Consider the following 15,731-nt stretch of genomic DNA (forward strand, 5'->3'; position numbering starts at 1 on the left):
GGAGCGCGCGTGGCTGCGAAGCGCGCCAAGGTCGGGTGCGGGGGCGGCCTTCGCTGTTTTCGTCATGGCTTGCGCCAGGGGTTTTCCGCATCGCCTCGCCCGGGGTTTCCCCGGCGAATTGTCGGCATCTTTTGGAGGGCGTTGACGGCGACGTTGCGTCATCGCGTATCCTCGGTTGCGGTTCGGGCGCGCACGAGCGCGTCTCAGACGAGAGGAAAGGCGACGCGCGGCGTCCGCGCGGTCGTCGCGGAGGAGCATCCATGACCGATCGGGACTATCTGAGCGTGGGCGAGCTGGCTCGGCGCGTCGGCGTCACGGTCCGCACGATCCAGTACTACGACCAGCAGGGGCTGCTGTCTCCGTCGGCGAAGGGGCCGCAAAACCAGCGCCTCTACACCGACGACAACGTGAAGGACCTGTGCCGCATCCTGACGTTGAAGTACCTGGGGCTTTCCCTGTCCCAGATAGGATCCCTCGCCTCCCGTTGCCGCGAGCCCGGCGCCGTGCAGGCGCTGGCCGATCGGCAGATGGACGCCGTGGAGGAGCAGTTCCAAACGCTGTTTCGGCGCATGACCACGCTGCGCGCCCTGCGCGACGAGGCGCTTGAGAACGGGGATGTGGATTGGGAGCGCATGGCGCGGACCATCGAGCGCTGCCAAGACGAGAGCCAGTTCTTCTGGCGGCTCACCTGCATTCGCGACGACGCCCCCTCCGAGGCTGCCGCCGAGGAGCGCGCGGCCCGCAGCCGGTCCGTGTCGAAATGGCACGAGCTTATCGCCGACGCCATTCGCCTCATGGCCGCGGGAGAGCCCCTCGACGGGCCGCGCAACCGGGATTTGGCCCGGCGCTACCTCGACCTCGATCTGTCGCAGGACGCGGCATGCGTCGAGGAGAACTTCATCCTCATGGAGAACATCGCGCCGCACGCGCACGGCGGCGGATCGTTCGACGAGCTGCGTCAAGCGGTGTTCGACCATCTGGAGGCGGTGGCCGCGGCCTTCGACGCCTGTGACGACGAGGTGGGTTAGCGCTTTTCGGATGTTTCGCCGCAGCGCGGCTTGCCCCTGCGAAGGCGACGGCGCCGCCAGGTCCCGTCGCGCTCGAGAAAGGACGCTTTCATGCTCGTGTCGTGGATGACGACGAACCAGTGCAACCTCAAGTGCGCGCACTGCTATCAAGACGCCGAAAAGGCCAGCGCCTTGGAGCTTTCCACCGAGGAGGGCGAGAAGATGATCGACGAGATTGCCCGCGCGGGCTTCAAGGTGATGATCTTCTCCGGCGGGGAGCCGCTCGTGCGCCCCGACATCTACGAGCTGGTGGCCCATGCGGCCTCGCGCGGGCTGCGCCCCGTGTTCGGCACGAACGGCACGCTCATCACGCCCGAGGCGGCGGCGCGCCTGAAGGAGGCCGGCGCTTGCGCCATGGGCATCTCGGTGGACAGCCTTGTGCCCGGGAAGCACGATGAGTTTCGCGGCCTGCCGAACGCCTACGACCTCACCATGGCCGGCATCGAGGCGTGCAGGCGGGCGGGCCTGCCGTTTCAGCTGCACACCACCGTGGTGGATTGGAACCGCGACGAGGTCTGCGACATCACCGACTTCGCCGTGGAGATTGGCGCCATCGCGCACTACGTGTTCTTCCTCATCCCGGTGGGCCGCGGCAGGTTCATCCAGGAGACGTCGCTTGAGGTGCTGGAGAACGAGAAGCTGCTCGCCGATCTCATGCGCAAGGCCGCCCAGGTGCCCATTGACGTGAAGCCCACATGCGCGCCGCAGTTCACGCGCGTGGCGAAGCAGCTCGGCGTGGAGACGCGCTTCTCGCGCGGGTGCCTGGCGGGCCTCACGTACTGCGTCGTCGGCAGCGAGGGCATCGTGCGCCCGTGCGCGTACATGACCGAGGAGGCCGGCGACGTGCGCGAGCGGCCCTTCGACGAGATCTGGAGGACGAGCCCTGTGTTCGAGAGGCTGCGCACGCAGGCCTACTCCGGCTCGTGCGGCACGTGCGACTATCGCGACGGCTGCGGCGGCTGCCGTGCCCGCGCCGCCTACTACCACGATGGAGACATTCTTGCCCAGGACGACTACTGCGCCCACGGCAACGCGTTGGTGGCCGCCCTCTAACCTGGAAGGTGCCTGCGGCCCCGCCCAAGAAGCGCCTCGCCTTGCTCGGCCCGATCGCCGTGCTGGCGGGCGTCGGGCGGCGCGCGTTCGGCGCGCCTTTCCGCAGGCGCGGGCCGGGATCGAGGGGATGCGAGCGGGTCGATAAGCCGGGTTCTGTCGTTGGACGGCCATTTATCTCGAGCGCCTGTCGCCAGGCGCCTCCAGCACGCAACCCGAACGCGCGACGGGCCGCCGCATAGCGTTCCTATTTGCGCTTGCTCCGGATGGGGTTTGCCAAGCCGCGCCGTTGCCGACGCGCTGGTGCGCTCTTACCGCACCGTTTCAGCTTTTCTCCCGTCGCGCGCGGCGCCGGGGGAGTCTTCTTTTCTGCGGCACTTTCCGTCGGGTCGCCCCGCCCAGCCGTTAGCTGGCATCCTGCCCTGCGGAGCCCGGACTTTCCTCGCGCCGATGGACGCGCGGCCGTCTGGCCCGCTCGCGTATGGTATTCTAGCACGATATCGCGCGACGGATGGAAAGGAAGATGCCGGATATGGGCACGTGCGCACTGGTGGGGGCCGCCGACTTCAACGCAGGAGATTTCCTTGCGCGCCATGAGGCGGGCGCGTTCGATTTCGTCATCGCCGTGGACGCGGGATTCGCGCACCTTGAGGCTGCGGGCGTGGCGCCCGACATGGCCGTGGGGGATTTCGACTCGCTCGGCTACGTGCCGAACTGCCGCCGCGTGTCGCGCTATCCCGTCAAAAAGGACAAAAGCGACATGGAGCTGGCCATGGGCAAGGCGGTGTCCTGGGGTCATGACGAGCTTTTGGTGTACGGGGCGCTTGGCGGGCGCCTCGACCACACGCTTGCGAACCTGCAGCTGTTCGCGCGGTTCTCCGAGCAGGGCGCCTACGTCACCGCCGTCGCCGACGCCTATGCGGTTCGGCTGCTCACGGGGCCGGACGCGTTTGAGCTGCCGACGCGCGGGCCGGGTTCTGTGTCGGTGTTCTCGGCCAACGACGAGGCGCGCGGCGTCATCGAGCGCGGATTGGCGTACTCGCTTGACGACGAGCCGCTTTCGAACCGCACGTCGCGGGGCCTGTCCAACGAGCTTGCCGGCGAAGAGGCCACCGTGGCCGTTGAGGAGGGCACGCTCTACGTGTTCTATCCGCTCGGATAAGGTTGCCTGGGCGTCCTACGGGGGATTTCCCCTCATTTCCTCCATAATCTGAAACTTCACCGTTGACGGCGACGCAGCGTCGTCCCGTATGCTGCTGCCAGGGCCGGGGCAACGTGCATCCGGCTTCCAGACGAGACGGATCGAAGCGCGCGCCGGCGGGAGGCCGGACGCGCCCATAGCGCAAAGCACTGACGAAACAGCCGATCAGGGGCCGGGGCAGGGCATGCCCGGCAGGGGTCGTCGTGCGCCGCAAGCGGATGGGCGGGCGCTTCGGCGGTTGAGGGAGGAGGCGAACGTGGCGGTTTCCGACGGCGGGGGCGCGCGGCGGCCGTACTACCCGGTGTTCCTCGATATGCGGGGGAAGCGCGCGCTTGTGGTGGGCGGCGGGGAAGTGGCCTGCCGCAAGGCGGCGGGCCTTATGGAATCCGGTGCGCGGGTGACCGTGGTGGCAAAGCGCCCGACCGCGCAGATGCGGGCGTGGGCCGATGACGGGCTTGTGACGCTTGCGGAGCGCGCGTACCGTCCGGGCGATGCGGCGGGCATGCTCCTCGTGTACGCCGCCACCGACGACGCGCGGGCGAACGAGGCCGTGTACGCGGAGGCCGAGGCGGCGGGCGCTCTGGCGAACGTCGTGGACGATCCCGCGCACTGCCGCTTCATCGTGCCGTCGGTGGTGCGTCGCGGCTTGCTACAGCTGGCGGTGTCCACAAGCGGCGCGGCCCCGGCGCTCGCGAAGCGCCTGCGCCGCGATCTGGAGGAGCGCTGTCCGCAGGACCTCGCGGCCTACGTCGAGCTGCTTGCGGACGTGCGCGCGCTCGTGAAGGAGCGCGCAGACGGCGGCGAAGCGCGGCGCGTCTCGCTGCTCGAGGCGGCCTGCGACCCGGCGCTGTTCGCACGCTTCCGCGCCGGCGAACCGCTTGACGCGGAGGCCGTGCTCGCGGAGCTTTTCGCGGGCGCGGACGGGGATGCGGCGCGCGAGGCGGGTGGTTTTCGATGACGCTCATCGCCGTGGGCGCGAGCCACAGGACCGCCTCGGCCGATCTGCGCGGCAAGCTGGCCATCCCAGCCGACCGTCTGCCAGGCGAGCTTGCGGCCCTCTGCGCGCACGAAGCCGTTTTTGAGGCCGTGATCGTGTCCACCTGCAACCGCACCGAGGTGTACGCCGTCACGCTCACCGCGCCCGACGGCATGCGCGCCGTCGTGGAGCGGCTGCGTGCGCTGCCGGGTGTGGACGAGTCGGCGGCTGCGGCGCTCGGCAGCGCGCTCTACGCCAAGCAGGGGCCGGGCGCGGTGGAGCATCTGTTTCGCGTGGCGTCGTCGCTCGACTCGCTCGTGTTGGGAGAATCCCAGGTCATCGGCCAGGTGCGTCGCGCCTTCGCCGCTGCCGAGGAGGCGGGGACCACAGGCGGGCTCACGCGCCGCCTGTTCCGCTCGGCGCTTGAGACGGGCAAGCTCGTGCGCTCCCGGACCGCCATCGGCGCGCGGTCGGTGTCGGCGTCCACCGCTGCGGTGGAGCTGGCGAAGCGCATGTTCGGCTCGCTCGAGGGCCGGCGCGTGCTTGTGATCGGCGCCGGCGAGATGGGCGAGCTTGCGCTTGGCTATCTGCGCGATCAGGGCGTGCGCGACGTGACGGTGGCGAACCGCACGTTCGAGCGCGCCGCCGCCCTCGCCGCGCGCCTTGGCGGGCGCGCGGCCGGGCTTGACGAGCTGGAGGCGCTTGCGGGGAGGGTCGACATCGTCATCGCCGCGCACGCCGCCGGAAGGCCGCTCGTCACGAAGGGCCTTATGGCGCGCGCCCGCGCCGGCCGCGACGAGCCGCTTTTGGTGGTTGACGTGGCGCTGCCGCGCACGGTGGAGCCGGAGGTGGGCGAGCTTGCGGGCGTGACCTGGTGCGACCTTGACGGGTTGAGCGAGATGGCCGACGGCAACGCGCGTCTGCGCGCCGCCGAGTCCGTGAAGGCCGAGGCGCTTGTGGCCGCGCAGGTCGACGCCTTCCTCGCCTGGTTGCAGGAGCGCGAGGTGGCGCCCACCGTGAAGCAGATGCACGGCAAGGCCCGCGCCGTCTGCGACGCGGAGGTGGCCCGGGCCGCGAAGGCGCTCGCCGCCTGCCGCGGCGAGGCCGTGAGCGAGGAGGAGCGCGCGGCGCTCGAGGCCATGGCGGCGGCCATCGCAAAGAAGCTGCTCCACGGTCCCACCGCGCGCCTGCGCAAGCAGGCCTTGGACCCTGACGGCTACCGCTACACGGAGGCCGCGCGCTACCTGTTCGGCTTGGACGCGTGCCCGCAGGGCTTCTCGTGCCGCAGCGACGAGGGGCGCACGTGCCGCCTTGCGGCCGGCGGCATCTGCGCGCGCCACGGCGGCGGGGCCTGCCCGCATGGCAAAAAGGCCGCCCCGCCCGCCCGCCCGGCCGCTCGCAAGGAGGAGGTCGCATGAATCGCCTGACCATCGGCACGCGCGGCAGCAAGCTCGCGCTCTGGCAAGCCCATCACGTGGCCGATAGGCTGCGCGATGCGCACCCCGGCCTCGAGGTGGCCGTGAAGGCGATCAAGACGAAGGGCGATGCGCTGCCCGACGTCGCGCTCTCGAAGATCGGCGACAGAGGGCTTTTCACGAAGGAGCTTGAGCGGGCGCTTCTCGACGGCCGCGTGGACGTGTGCGTTCACTCGATGAAAGACGTGCCCACCGTGCTGCCGGAGGGCCTTGCGTTGGCGGGCTGCCTGCCCCGTGCCGACGCCCGCGATGCGCTCGTGGCTCCTGCGGGCGCAACGCTCGCCACGCTTTCCGCCGGCGCCCGCGTGGGCACCGGCGCGCTGCGCCGTCTCTCGCAGCTGCGCGCGCTGCGCGACGATCTCGACTACGTGGAGGTGCGCGGCAACCTGGACACGCGCATCGGGAAGGTGCGCGCCGGCGCGCTCGACGCCATCGTGCTGGCCAGCGCCGGCATCCGCCGCATGGGATGGGAGCACGAGATCGCGGCCGTCTTCTCCGTTGACGAGGTGGTGCCGGCCGCAGGGCAGGGGGCCATCGGCCTTGAGGCGCGCGCCGGCGATGCGCGCGTGGACGAGCTGGTCGCTTCCGTGCGCTGCCCCGCCGCCGACGCGTGCGTGGCCGCCGAGCGCCACGTGATGCGCGCGCTCGACGGCGGCTGCCAGGTGCCCATCGGCGCGTACGCGCGTTTCGAGGACGGGATGCTCGCGCTCGACGCGTTCGTCGGCCGGTTGGACGGCACGCTGGCGCTCAAAAGCCGCCGTGCCGAGGCGTGCGAGCCGCCCCGCTCCCTGGCGGATATGCCCGCCGTCCGTGCTGCCGCCTGCGCGCTTGCGCAGCGCGCGGTGGAGGAGCTTGAGGCTGCGGGCGCCCGCGCGGTGCTCGACGAGGCGCGGGCCTCCGGCGACGAGAGGCCGCTCGTATGAGCGCCTCGACGGGGACCCGGCCGGTGGAGGTGCACCTCGTGGGCGCGGGTCCGGGCGATCCGGGGCTTTTCACCGTGGCGGGCGCCGCGCTCGTGGCGCGCGCGGACGTGATCGTGTACGACTACCTGGCCAATCCGGCGCTGCTCGAGGGCGCGAAGCCGAGCGCCGAGCGCCTCTACGTGGGCAAGCGCGGCTTCTCGGCCCATGTCGCCCAGGATGAGATCAACGCCCTGCTCGTGGAGAAGGCGCGCGAGCTTGAGGCGCGGGGCGGCGGCGTGCTCGTGCGCCTCAAAGGCGGCGACCCGTTCGTGTTCGGCCGCGGCGGCGAAGAGGCGCTCGCGCTGGCCGATGCGGGCATCGCCTGCTCGGTCGTGCCCGGCGTGACGAGCGGCGTGGCCGCGCCGGCGTTCGCGGGCATCCCGGTCACGCATCGCGGGCTGGCCTCGTCGGTGGCGTTCGTCACCGGCAACGAGGATCCCGCGAAGGCCGAGACGGCCATCGACTGGGAAGGCGTCGCGCGCGGTGCCGACACGCTCTGCTTCTACATGGGGGTGCGCAATCTGCCCACCGTCGCGCGGCGGCTTATGGAGGCGGGCCGCGCGGCCGACACGCCGGTGGCGCTCGTGCGCTGGGGCACCATGCCGGGGCAGGAGGTGCTTGAGGGCACGCTTTCCAACATCGCCGAGCGGGCGCGCGCGGAGGGCTTCCAAGCTCCGGCCGTCATCGTGGTCGGCCAGGTGGCGGGCCTGCGCGCCCGGCTGGCCTGGTATGCGCCCGGTCCGCTCGCCGGCACCGCCGTGGCCGTCACGCGCGCGCGGACCCAGGTAAGCGGCCTGGCCGCCCAGCTGCGCGGCCTCGGCGCCTCGGTTTTGGAGGTGCCCGCCATCGACGTGGTCCCGCCGCCCTCCTACGAGGAGGCGGACGCGGCCATAGCGCGGATCACCGGGTACCGCTTCGCGGTGTTCACGAGCGCAAACGGCGTGGAGGGATTCTTCGCGCGGCTTGGGCGGGCCGGCCTTGATGCCCGGGCCCTCGCTTGCGCGCGCATCGCGGCCATCGGCCCGGCCACGGCGGCGGCGCTCGCCGCCCGCGGCGTGCGGGCCGACTTCGTGCCCGTCGAGCACCGCGCCGAGGCCGTGGCCGAATGCCTTGTGGAGGCGGGGCTTGCGAGCGGTGACTGGGTGCTCATCCCGCGCGCCCTTGAGGCCCGCGACGTGCTGCCCGCCATGCTCAGGGCGCGCGGGGCGCGCGTGAGCGTCGCCCCGGTGTACCGCACGGTGCCGCCTGCGCTCCGGTCGGTGGAGGACGCGCTTTCCCGCATCCTCGCCGGCGAGGCGGACGTCGTCACGCTCACCTCGTCGTCCACGGCGCGCAATTTCGTCCGCCTCGTGCGCGCCCGCCTCGGGTGCGCGAGCGACGCGGAGGCGGTGGCGGCGCTGCCGGCGGGCCTGTCGTTTTGCTCCATCGGGCCCATCACCTCGGACACGGCGCGCGGCCTGGGGCTGCCCGTTGCCGCCCAGGCGGACGCGTACACGGCGGCCGGTCTGGTGGACGCCCTGGTCAGGGAGCGCGCCCGGGTGGCGCGCGGAAGGAAGGCGGAGGATTAGATGATCGGGATCTCCAAGCTGTACTGCGGAGCCGTCGAAGCGGCCGACGCGCTGCGCTACAACCGCGACTCGGCCCGGCTGCCGAGCGGGCTTCTGCAGTTCTCGCGCGACAAGAAGCCCGTCGTGGTGTGGAACTGCACGCAGACGTGCAACCTGCGCTGTGCGCACTGCTACGCGCAGTCGGAGCGCAAGGGCCGCGAGGGCGAGATGAGCACCGCCGAGGCCAAGGCGATGATCGACGATCTGGCCGCGTTCGGCGCGCCGGTGCTCCTGTTCTCCGGCGGCGAGCCGTGCCTGCGCCCGGACGTGGTGGAGCTTATGCAGCACGCGAAGGACGCGGGCATGCGCGTGGTGCTGTCCACGAACGGCACGCTCATCACGCCTGAGCTGGCCGCGCGCTTCGCCGCGGTGGGGCTGTCGTATGCGGGCGTGTCGCTTGACGGCGGACGCGAGACGCACGATGGGTTCCGCGGCCTGCCCGGCAGCTTCGACCGCGCCTTGGAGGGCATCCGCAACGCGAAGGCCGCCGGCGTCAAGGTGGGCCTGCGCATGACTATCAGCAAGCGCAACTGGCGCGAGATCGACGAGGTGTTCGACATCATGGAGGCCGAAGGCGTGCAGCGCGCGTGCTTCTACCACCTCGTGTACACGGGCCGCGGCGCGTCGCTCATGGACGAGGACCTGACCCATGACGAGACGCGCCGCGCGGTGCGCCTCATCATGGATCGCACGCGCGAGTGGTTCGACCGCGGCGGTGCGCCCGAGATCCTCACGGTGGACAACCATGCCGACGGCCCCTTCGTCTATTTGGAGCTTCTGCGCGAGGACCCCGAGCGCGCCGCGGAGGCGCTGCAGCTGCTCAAATGGAACCGCGGCAACTCCACGGGCGCGGGCATCGGGTGCGTGAGCTGGGACGGCGAGGTGTACCCCGACCAGTTCTGGCGGCACTTTTCCGTGGGCAACGTGCGTAAGCGGCCGTTTTCGGAGATCTGGACCGACACGAGCCGCGCCACCGAGCAAAGCGAGCTTCTGCACCGCCTGAAGGACAAGCGCCCCTTCGTCACGGGCCGTTGCAGGCAATGCCGCTGGCTCGACATCTGCAACGGCAACTTCCGCGTGCGCAGCGAGGCCGCCACGGGCGATTTGTGGGGGCCGGATCCGGCGTGCTACCTAACCGACGAGGAGATAGGCATCGTCTAAGACGGTGTGCGAGAAGGAGGTTCGACTCATGGGTTTTCCCGCCTATCGGCCGCGCCGCATGCGCGCGAACCCGACAGTGCGCGCGTTCGTCCGCGAGACGACGCTTCAGCCGAGCGACTTCATCTACCCGCTGTTCGTGAAGCCGGGCGCGGGTGTGCGCGACGAGGTGCCCTCGATGCCCGGTGTGTTCCAGGTGTCGGTGGACCGGCTGGCCGGCGAAGTGGACGAGCTTGCCGCATGCGGCGTGCGCTCGCTCATGCTGTTCGGGCTGCCGTCGCGCAAAGACGAGCGGGGGAGCGAGGCGTACGCCGACGACGGCATCGTGCAGCGGGCCGTCCGCGCCATCAAGGGGCACGCGCCGGGCTTTCACGTGATCACCGACGTGTGCCTGTGCGAGTACACGAGCCACGGGCACTGCGGCGTGGTGGATGCGCGCGGCAACGTGGTCAACGACGAGACGCTCGCGCTCCTGTCCGCCGAGGCCGTGAGCCACGCGCGCGCCGGCGCCGACATGGTGGCGCCCTCCGACATGATGGACGGGCGCGTGGCGGCGTTGCGGGAGGCGCTCGATGCGGCGGGCTTTACGCACGTGCCCCTCATGGCGTATTCGGCGAAGTACGCCTCGGCCTACTACGGGCCTTTCTGCGACGCGGCCGATTCCGCGCCCGCGTTCGGCGACCGCTCCACCTACCAGATGGATCCCGCGAACAGCGACGAGGCCCTGCGCGAGGTGGGGCTTGACATCGCCGAGGGCGCGGACCTCGTCATGGTGAAGCCGGCGCTCGCCTATCTGGACGTGCTGCGCCGGGTGCGCGAGGAGTTCTCGTTTCCCACGGTGGCCTACAACGTGTCGGGCGAGTACGCCATGGTGAAGGCCGCGGCCGCGCGCGGGTGGATCGACGAGCGGCGCGTCGTGCTGGAGACGCTCCTGTCCATGAAGCGCGCGGGCGCGTGCGCCATCGTGACCTACCACGCGAAGGACGCGGCACGCTGGATTCGGGAGGCGCATCATGGCCGATAGGACCGCTGACCTGCGGGACGTCGACCTCGACGCGCCGATGTCGCGCGCGGTGCTGGCGGCCGTGCAGACCGCACTGCCGGTTGCGGGGCGCCCCTCCGCCGCGCTCGGGGAGGCCTGCGGCACCGACGAGGCGGGCGCGTTCGCCGTGGTGGAGGCCGCGCGCGCGGCGGGCATCGTGCGGCGTATCGGCGCGAGCTTCGACTCGTACAAACTTGGCTACGTGTCCACGCTTGCGGCGCTCGCTGTGCCGGAGGATGACCTCGACCGCGTGGCTGCGCTCGTGGGCGCGCATCCGGGCGTCACGCATAACTACGAGCGCGACGACCGCTACAACCTGTGGTTCACCTGCATCGCGCGCGGCCAAGAGGCGCTCGAGCGCGAGCTTGCGGGCATCCGGCGCGAGGCGGGCGCGGGCGATATGCTCGTGCTGCCGGCGCTGCGCCTGTTCAAGGTGCGCGTGGCCTTCGACGTGCGCGAGGGCTCCTCGGCGGGCGATGCGACGCCCGCGGCTGCGGGCGCGCCGGTGCCCGCCGCGGCCGCGGACGTCGTGCCGCTCGATTTGGACGATGCGGACCGCGCGCTCGTGCGGGCGCTCCAAGGCGACCTCGCGGGCGATGCGCGCCCCTTCGCGCTCGCGGCCGCGCGGGCTTCGGAGCTGCTCGGGCGCGCGGTGGGCGAGGACGAGGCGCTTGAGCGCACGCGCGCCCTCGTGGAGGCGCGCGCCGTGCGCCGGTTCGGCGCCATGGTGCGCCACCGCAAGATGGGCTTTGCCTGCAACGCCATGGGCGTGTGGAATGTGCCCGATGAACAGGTAAAACGCGCCGGCGTTCTGCTCGCGCTCCCCGCGGGCGTGAGCCACTGCTACCAGCGCCCGCGCCGCGCCGCCTGGCCGTGGAACCTGTACACGATGATCCACGGCCGCGACCGCGCCGAGTGCGGGCGCGTGGCCGGCAAGCTGCACGCCGCCCTCGCCGAGGCGGGCATCGAGGCCGCGCCGCCGCGCATGCTCGTGTCCGTGCGTGAGTTCAAGAAAACGTCCATGCGCTACTTTGAGGAGGACCGATGAGCGACACTTTGACCCATGCCCGCTCCGAGCAGCTGTTCGCCGAGGCGCGACGGCGCATTCCCGGCGGCGTGAACTCGCCCGTGCGCGCGTTTTCGAGCGTCGGCGGCGCGCCGGTGTTTTACGAGCGCGCCGCAGGCAGCCGCGTCACGGACGTCGACGGCAACGAGTACGTCGACTTCATCGGCTCGTGGGGCCCCATGATCCTCGGGCATCGTCCCGCTGCCGTGCTCGACGCCGTGCGCGCCCAGCTCGACCGTGGGCTTTCGTTCGGCGCGCCGTGCGAAGCCGAGGTGCGCCTGGCCGAGCGCGTATGCGAGCTTGTGCCCTGCGCCGAGAAGGCGCGCATGGTGTCGTCGGGCACCGAGGCCGTCATGAGCGCCGTGCGCCTCGCGCGCGGGTTCACGGGGCGCAGCCTCATCATCAAGTTCGAGGGCTGCTACCACGGCCACAGCGACGCGCTTCTGGCCAGCGCCGGCAGCGGCGTGGCCGCCTTCGGCATCCCCGGCACGCCCGGCGTCACGCCGGGGGCCGCGCGCGACACGCTCGTCGCGCCCTACAACGACCTTGTCGCCGTCGAGCGGCTCATCGACGCGCACGAGGGCCAGGTGGCCTGCGTCATCGTGGAGCCCGTCGCGGGCAACATGGGCGTCGTGGCGCCCGATCCCGGCTTTTTGGAAGGCTTGCGCGCGACGTGCGCGCGGGAGGGGGCGCTCCTCATCTTCGACGAGGTCATCAGCGGGTTTCGCGCAGCGCTCGGCGGTGCGCAGGAGCGCTACGGCATCGTGCCCGACCTGTGCGCTTTGGGCAAGATCGTCGGCGGCGGCTTCCCCGTAGGCTGTCTTGCCGGGCGCGCCGAGGTCATGGACGCGCTCTCCCCCGCGGGGCCGGTGTACCAGGCCGGCACGCTCTCGGGCAACCCGGTGGCCATGGTGGCGGGGCTTGCCACGCTCGAGGAGCTTGCGCGCCCCGGCGTGTACGACGAGCTGGAGCGTCTCGGCGCGCGTCTGGAGGCGGGCCTTGCGCGCGCCATCGAGCGCAGCGGCTTCCCGGCCACGGTGAACCGCGTCGGATCGCTCGCCACGCTGTTCTTCTCGCCCGATCCCGTGCGCGACTACGCGGGCGCGTCGGCTTGCGACGCCGCGGCTTTCGCCCGCTACTTCGCGGGCATGCTCGAGCGCGGGTTCCTCATCGCGCCGAGCCGGTTCGAGGCCCTGTTCCTCTCGCTTGCGCACACCGACGACGAGATCGACGACTTTGCCGCCGCGGCAGCCGAGGTGCTTGCCGCGCTGTGACGCTTGCGCCCCCATCGTCTAGCGGCCAAGGACGCCGGTTTCTCAGACCGGAAACGGAGATTCGAATCCTCCTGGGGGCACCACGCCGTTCCCGCAGGCCCCGCCTTCACCGAAGCGCGGGGCCTGCGCGCGCCGTTTCCGCGCGTATTCGACGCATTGGCCCGGCAAGCGTCTGCGGCGGGCGTCCGCATGGCGTATAATCGCCCTCGCATCATTCACAACCTCATATGCAGGGGAGCTCGCGGAGGCGGGCTGAGAGGAAGCGCGGAATCGCTTCGACCCGACGAACCTGATATGGGTAATGCCAACGAAGGGAGCACAATGACGCGAACGCAGATCGATGCGGCGCGGGCGGGCACCGTCACGCGCGCCATGGAGATCGTGGCCAAGAAGGAGGGCCGCGATCCCGAGTTCATCCGCGAGGGCGTGGCCGCCGGCCGCATAGCCATCCCCGCGAACATCCATCACGAAAGCTTGAGCCCCGAGGGCGTGGGCGGCGGCCTGCGCACGAAGGTGAACGTGAACCTCGGCATCTCGGGCGACCTTGCCGACGAGGCCGAGGAGTGGAGGAAGGTGGACGTGGCGCTGGAGCTTGGCGCCGAGGCCATCATGGACCTCTCGAACAGCGGCAAGACGGCCGCGTTTCGCCGGGCGCTCATCGAGAAGTCGCCGGCCATGGTGGGCACCGTGCCCATGTACGACGCCATCGGGTATTTGGAAAAGCCGCTCATCGGCATCACGGCGGCCGACTTTCTGGACGTCGTGCGCGCGCATGCGGAAGACGGCGTGGATTTCGTCACCATCCACGCCGGCATGAACCGCCGGGTCATCGAGTCGTTTCGCGAGACGGGCCGCCTCACGAACATCGTGAGCCGCGGCGGGTCGCTCATCTTCGCATGGATGGAGGCCACCGGAAACGAGAACCCCTTCTACGAGTTCTACGACGAGGTGCTGGCCATCCTGCACGAGCACGACGTGACCGTCAGCCTGGGCGACGCCATGCGCCCCGGGTCCACCTACGACGCCACCGACGCGGGCCAGATCGCCGAGCTCATCGAGATCGGCAAGCTGACGAAGCGCGCGTGGGAGGCCGGCGTTCAGGTGATGGTGGAGGGCCCCGGCCACATGGCGCTCGACGAGATCGCCGCCAACATGAAGCTGGAGAAGCGCCTCTGCCACGACGCGCCCTTCTACGTGCTCGGGCCGCTCGTCACCGACATCGCGCCGGGCTACGACCACATCACGGCCGCCATCGGCGGGGCCGTGGCCGCCGCTTCGGGCGCGGACTTCCTGTGCTACGTCACGCCCGCCGAGCACCTGCGCCTGCCCGACGCGGCCGACGTGCGCGAGGGCCTCGTGGCCACGAAGATCGCCGCGCACGCCGCCGACATCGCGAAGGGCGTGCCCGGCGCGCGCGATGCCGACAACCGCATGAGCGACGCCCGCCGCCGCGTGGCCTGGGACGAGATGTTCGACCTCGCGCTCGATCCCGCGAAGGCGCGCAGCTACTTCGAAAGCGCGCCGCCCTCCACGGAGGGCACCTGCACCATGTGCGGCGAGATGTGCGCCATGCGCACCGTGAACCAGATAATGGACGGGCTGACGGTTTCGCTGGGCTAGCATCCGGCGAAACCGTCCGGCGCCGCAGCCGTCCTCACTGACGTTTTTGAAACCCGCAAGACATCGAAAGGAATCATGCATGGAACCCTTTGCCCTCAAAACCGCTCTTGACAACGTGCGCGCCACGACGCCGCTTGTGCACTGCATCACGAACTATGTGACGGTGAACGACTGCGCGAACGCGCTTTTGGCCGTCGGCGGCAGCCCCATCATGAGCGACGAACCCGAAGACGTGAACGACATCCAAACCATTTGCGGCGGCCTTGCGCTCAACATCGGCACGCTCAACGTGCGCAGCGTGGAGGGCATGTTCGTGGCCGGCGAGCGCGCAGGCGAGCTGGGGCACGCGATCGTGCTCGACCCGGTGGGGGCGGGCGCGTCGGCGCTGCGCACGCGCACGGCGGGCGACTTGCTGGACAAGCTGGCCGTGTCCGTCATTCGCGGCAACATGTCCGAGGTGAAGGCGCTGGCCGGCGGGGCGTCCTCCACGCGCGGCGTGGACGTGTGCCCCGACGACGCCGTCACCGAAAACAACCTGGCCGCCAGCGCCGCGTTCGCGCGCGGCTTCGCGGCCAAGACGGGCGCGGTCGTGGCCATCACCGGGGCCATCGACATCGTGGCCGACGCCGAGCGCGCCTTCGCCGTCCGCAACGGCAGCGCGGTCATGGGCCGCATCACGGGGGCGGGCTGCATGCTCACCTGCGTGTGCGCGGCGTTCGCGGTGGCCAATCCCGCCGCTTTGCTGGAATCCCAGGTGGCAGCCGTGGCCGGCATGGGGTTGGCCGGGCAGGTGGCCGAGGGCCGCATGGGCGGCTACGACGGCAACGGGTCGTTTCGCACCTACCTGCTCGATGCGCTCTACCGTTTGGACGGGGAGGCGCTCGAAGCCGGTGCGCGCGTGGAAGAGCTGGCGTAGGGAAAGGGGGCGGCCATCATGCACCCACGCGAGGAGCTGCGCCGCGCGATGGCGCTCTACGCGGTGACCGACCGCGCCTGGCTTGGTGGGCGCACGCTCGCCGATTGTGTCGCGGAGGCGCTCGCGGGCGGCGTGACCTGCGTGCAGCTGCGCGAGAAGGACGCGCCCCGGGCCGAGGTGGTGCTGCGCGCCCGCGCGCTCGCGCCGCTGTGCCGAGAGGCGGGCGTCCCGCTCATCGTGAACGACGACGTGGAGGCCGCCCGCCTTGCAGGAGCCGACGGCGTGCACGTGGGCCAGTCCGACGCCGCGTGCGCCGA

Annotated in this window: 14 protein-coding genes, 1 tRNA gene, 1 other RNA gene and 1 riboswitch; of the genes, 15 read left to right on the top strand and 1 reads right to left on the bottom strand. The window is 71.0% G+C overall.

The window, feature by feature from the left end:
* Window positions 1-260: 260 nt before the first annotated feature.
* Window positions 261-1,028 carry a MerR family transcriptional regulator gene (locus ACWKY3_RS09215; protein WP_449316109.1) on the top strand — a complete coding sequence of 256 codons (768 nt, stop codon included), beginning with the start codon at window positions 261-263 and terminating at the stop codon, window positions 1,026-1,028.
* Between the two features lie 90 nt (window positions 1,029-1,118).
* Window positions 1,119-2,120, top strand: coding sequence for a putative heme d1 biosynthesis radical SAM protein NirJ2 (nirJ2, locus tag ACWKY3_RS09220; RefSeq protein WP_449316110.1), 1,002 nt, complete (start codon window positions 1,119-1,121; stop codon window positions 2,118-2,120).
* A gap of 126 nt (window positions 2,121-2,246) precedes the next feature.
* Here nirJ2 and rnpB read toward each other — a convergent pair.
* An RNA gene (gene rnpB, locus ACWKY3_RS09225) (RNase P RNA component class A) lies at window positions 2,247-2,595 on the bottom strand.
* 54 nt (window positions 2,596-2,649) lie between these two features.
* Between rnpB and ACWKY3_RS09230 the strand changes: the two genes are divergently transcribed.
* From ACWKY3_RS09230 to ACWKY3_RS09290, 13 genes are all read left to right on the top strand, one after another.
* On the top strand, window positions 2,650-3,279 hold the full coding sequence (locus tag ACWKY3_RS09230) for a thiamine diphosphokinase (protein ID WP_449316111.1): 630 nt from the start codon (window positions 2,650-2,652) through the stop codon (window positions 3,277-3,279).
* A 295-nt stretch (window positions 3,280-3,574) separates the two neighbouring features.
* On the top strand, window positions 3,575-4,276 hold the full coding sequence (locus ACWKY3_RS09235) for a precorrin-2 dehydrogenase/sirohydrochlorin ferrochelatase family protein (RefSeq protein ID WP_449316112.1): 702 nt from the start codon (window positions 3,575-3,577) through the stop codon (window positions 4,274-4,276).
* Window positions 4,273-5,712 carry a glutamyl-tRNA reductase gene (gene hemA, locus ACWKY3_RS09240; RefSeq protein WP_449316113.1) on the top strand — a complete coding sequence of 480 codons (1,440 nt, stop codon included), beginning with the start codon at window positions 4,273-4,275 and terminating at the stop codon, window positions 5,710-5,712. The genes ACWKY3_RS09235 and hemA overlap by 4 nt, the downstream gene beginning before the upstream one ends.
* Window positions 5,709-6,692: a hydroxymethylbilane synthase gene (hemC, locus tag ACWKY3_RS09245; RefSeq protein WP_449316114.1), complete on the top strand. Its 984-nt coding sequence runs from the start codon at window positions 5,709-5,711 to the stop codon at window positions 6,690-6,692. The genes hemA and hemC overlap by 4 nt, the downstream gene beginning before the upstream one ends.
* Window positions 6,689-8,299 carry a uroporphyrinogen-III C-methyltransferase gene (cobA, locus tag ACWKY3_RS09250; protein WP_449316115.1) on the top strand — a complete coding sequence of 537 codons (1,611 nt, stop codon included), beginning with the start codon at window positions 6,689-6,691 and terminating at the stop codon, window positions 8,297-8,299. Before hemC ends, cobA begins: the two co-directional genes overlap by 4 nt.
* On the top strand, window positions 8,300-9,499 hold the full coding sequence (ahbC, locus tag ACWKY3_RS09255) for a 12,18-didecarboxysiroheme deacetylase (RefSeq protein ID WP_449316116.1): 1,200 nt from the start codon (window positions 8,300-8,302) through the stop codon (window positions 9,497-9,499).
* Window positions 9,500-9,527: 28 nt separating this feature from the next.
* Window positions 9,528-10,520, top strand: coding sequence for a porphobilinogen synthase (gene hemB, locus ACWKY3_RS09260; RefSeq protein WP_449316117.1), 993 nt, complete (start codon window positions 9,528-9,530; stop codon window positions 10,518-10,520).
* Complete coding sequence (gene ahbB / locus ACWKY3_RS09265) at window positions 10,510-11,586, top strand: siroheme decarboxylase subunit beta (RefSeq protein WP_449316118.1); 1,077 nt, start codon at window positions 10,510-10,512, stop codon at window positions 11,584-11,586. Before hemB ends, ahbB begins: the two co-directional genes overlap by 11 nt.
* Window positions 11,583-12,878 carry a glutamate-1-semialdehyde 2,1-aminomutase gene (hemL, locus tag ACWKY3_RS09270; RefSeq protein WP_449316119.1) on the top strand — a complete coding sequence of 432 codons (1,296 nt, stop codon included), beginning with the start codon at window positions 11,583-11,585 and terminating at the stop codon, window positions 12,876-12,878. Before ahbB ends, hemL begins: the two co-directional genes overlap by 4 nt.
* 7 nt (window positions 12,879-12,885) lie before the next feature.
* Window positions 12,886-12,961, top strand: a tRNA-Glu gene (locus ACWKY3_RS09275).
* A 138-nt stretch (window positions 12,962-13,099) separates the two neighbouring features.
* A riboswitch (TPP riboswitch) is annotated at window positions 13,100-13,211 on the top strand.
* Window positions 13,200-14,498, top strand: a complete 1,299-nt coding sequence (gene thiC / locus ACWKY3_RS09280) for a phosphomethylpyrimidine synthase ThiC (RefSeq protein ID WP_449316120.1) — start codon at window positions 13,200-13,202, stop codon at window positions 14,496-14,498. It overlaps the preceding riboswitch by 12 nt.
* A gap of 79 nt (window positions 14,499-14,577) precedes the next feature.
* Window positions 14,578-15,414 (top strand): hydroxyethylthiazole kinase, encoded by an 837-nt coding sequence (thiM, locus tag ACWKY3_RS09285; RefSeq protein WP_449316121.1) that lies wholly within the window; start codon window positions 14,578-14,580, stop codon window positions 15,412-15,414.
* 18 nt (window positions 15,415-15,432) lie between these two features.
* Window positions 15,433-15,731: thiamine phosphate synthase (locus tag ACWKY3_RS09290; RefSeq protein WP_449316122.1), on the top strand; the 299-nt coding region annotated here is incomplete at its 3' end.

Source organism: Rubneribacter sp., from assembly GCF_965361815.1.

Excerpts from the sequence above, each read along its gene's own strand:
- nirJ2 (WP_449316110.1), top strand. The coding sequence starts at position 1,119 with ATGCTCGTGTCGTGGATGACGACGAACCAGTGCAACCTCAAGTGCGCG.
- hemA (WP_449316113.1), top strand. The coding sequence starts at position 4,273 with ATGACGCTCATCGCCGTGGGCGCGAGCCACAGGACCGCCTCGGCCGAT.
- cobA (WP_449316115.1), top strand. The coding sequence starts at position 6,689 with ATGAGCGCCTCGACGGGGACCCGGCCGGTGGAGGTGCACCTCGTGGGC.
- hemL (WP_449316119.1), top strand. The coding sequence starts at position 11,583 with ATGAGCGACACTTTGACCCATGCCCGCTCCGAGCAGCTGTTCGCCGAG.
- ahbC (WP_449316116.1), top strand. The coding sequence starts at position 8,300 with ATGATCGGGATCTCCAAGCTGTACTGCGGAGCCGTCGAAGCGGCCGAC.
- ahbB (WP_449316118.1), top strand. The coding sequence starts at position 10,510 with ATGGCCGATAGGACCGCTGACCTGCGGGACGTCGACCTCGACGCGCCG.
- ACWKY3_RS09215 (WP_449316109.1), top strand. The coding sequence starts at position 261 with ATGACCGATCGGGACTATCTGAGCGTGGGCGAGCTGGCTCGGCGCGTC.
- thiM (WP_449316121.1), top strand. The coding sequence starts at position 14,578 with ATGGAACCCTTTGCCCTCAAAACCGCTCTTGACAACGTGCGCGCCACG.
- hemC (WP_449316114.1), top strand. The coding sequence starts at position 5,709 with ATGAATCGCCTGACCATCGGCACGCGCGGCAGCAAGCTCGCGCTCTGG.
- thiC (WP_449316120.1), top strand. The coding sequence starts at position 13,200 with ATGACGCGAACGCAGATCGATGCGGCGCGGGCGGGCACCGTCACGCGC.
- ACWKY3_RS09230 (WP_449316111.1), top strand. The coding sequence starts at position 2,650 with ATGGGCACGTGCGCACTGGTGGGGGCCGCCGACTTCAACGCAGGAGAT.
- hemB (WP_449316117.1), top strand. The coding sequence starts at position 9,528 with ATGGGTTTTCCCGCCTATCGGCCGCGCCGCATGCGCGCGAACCCGACA.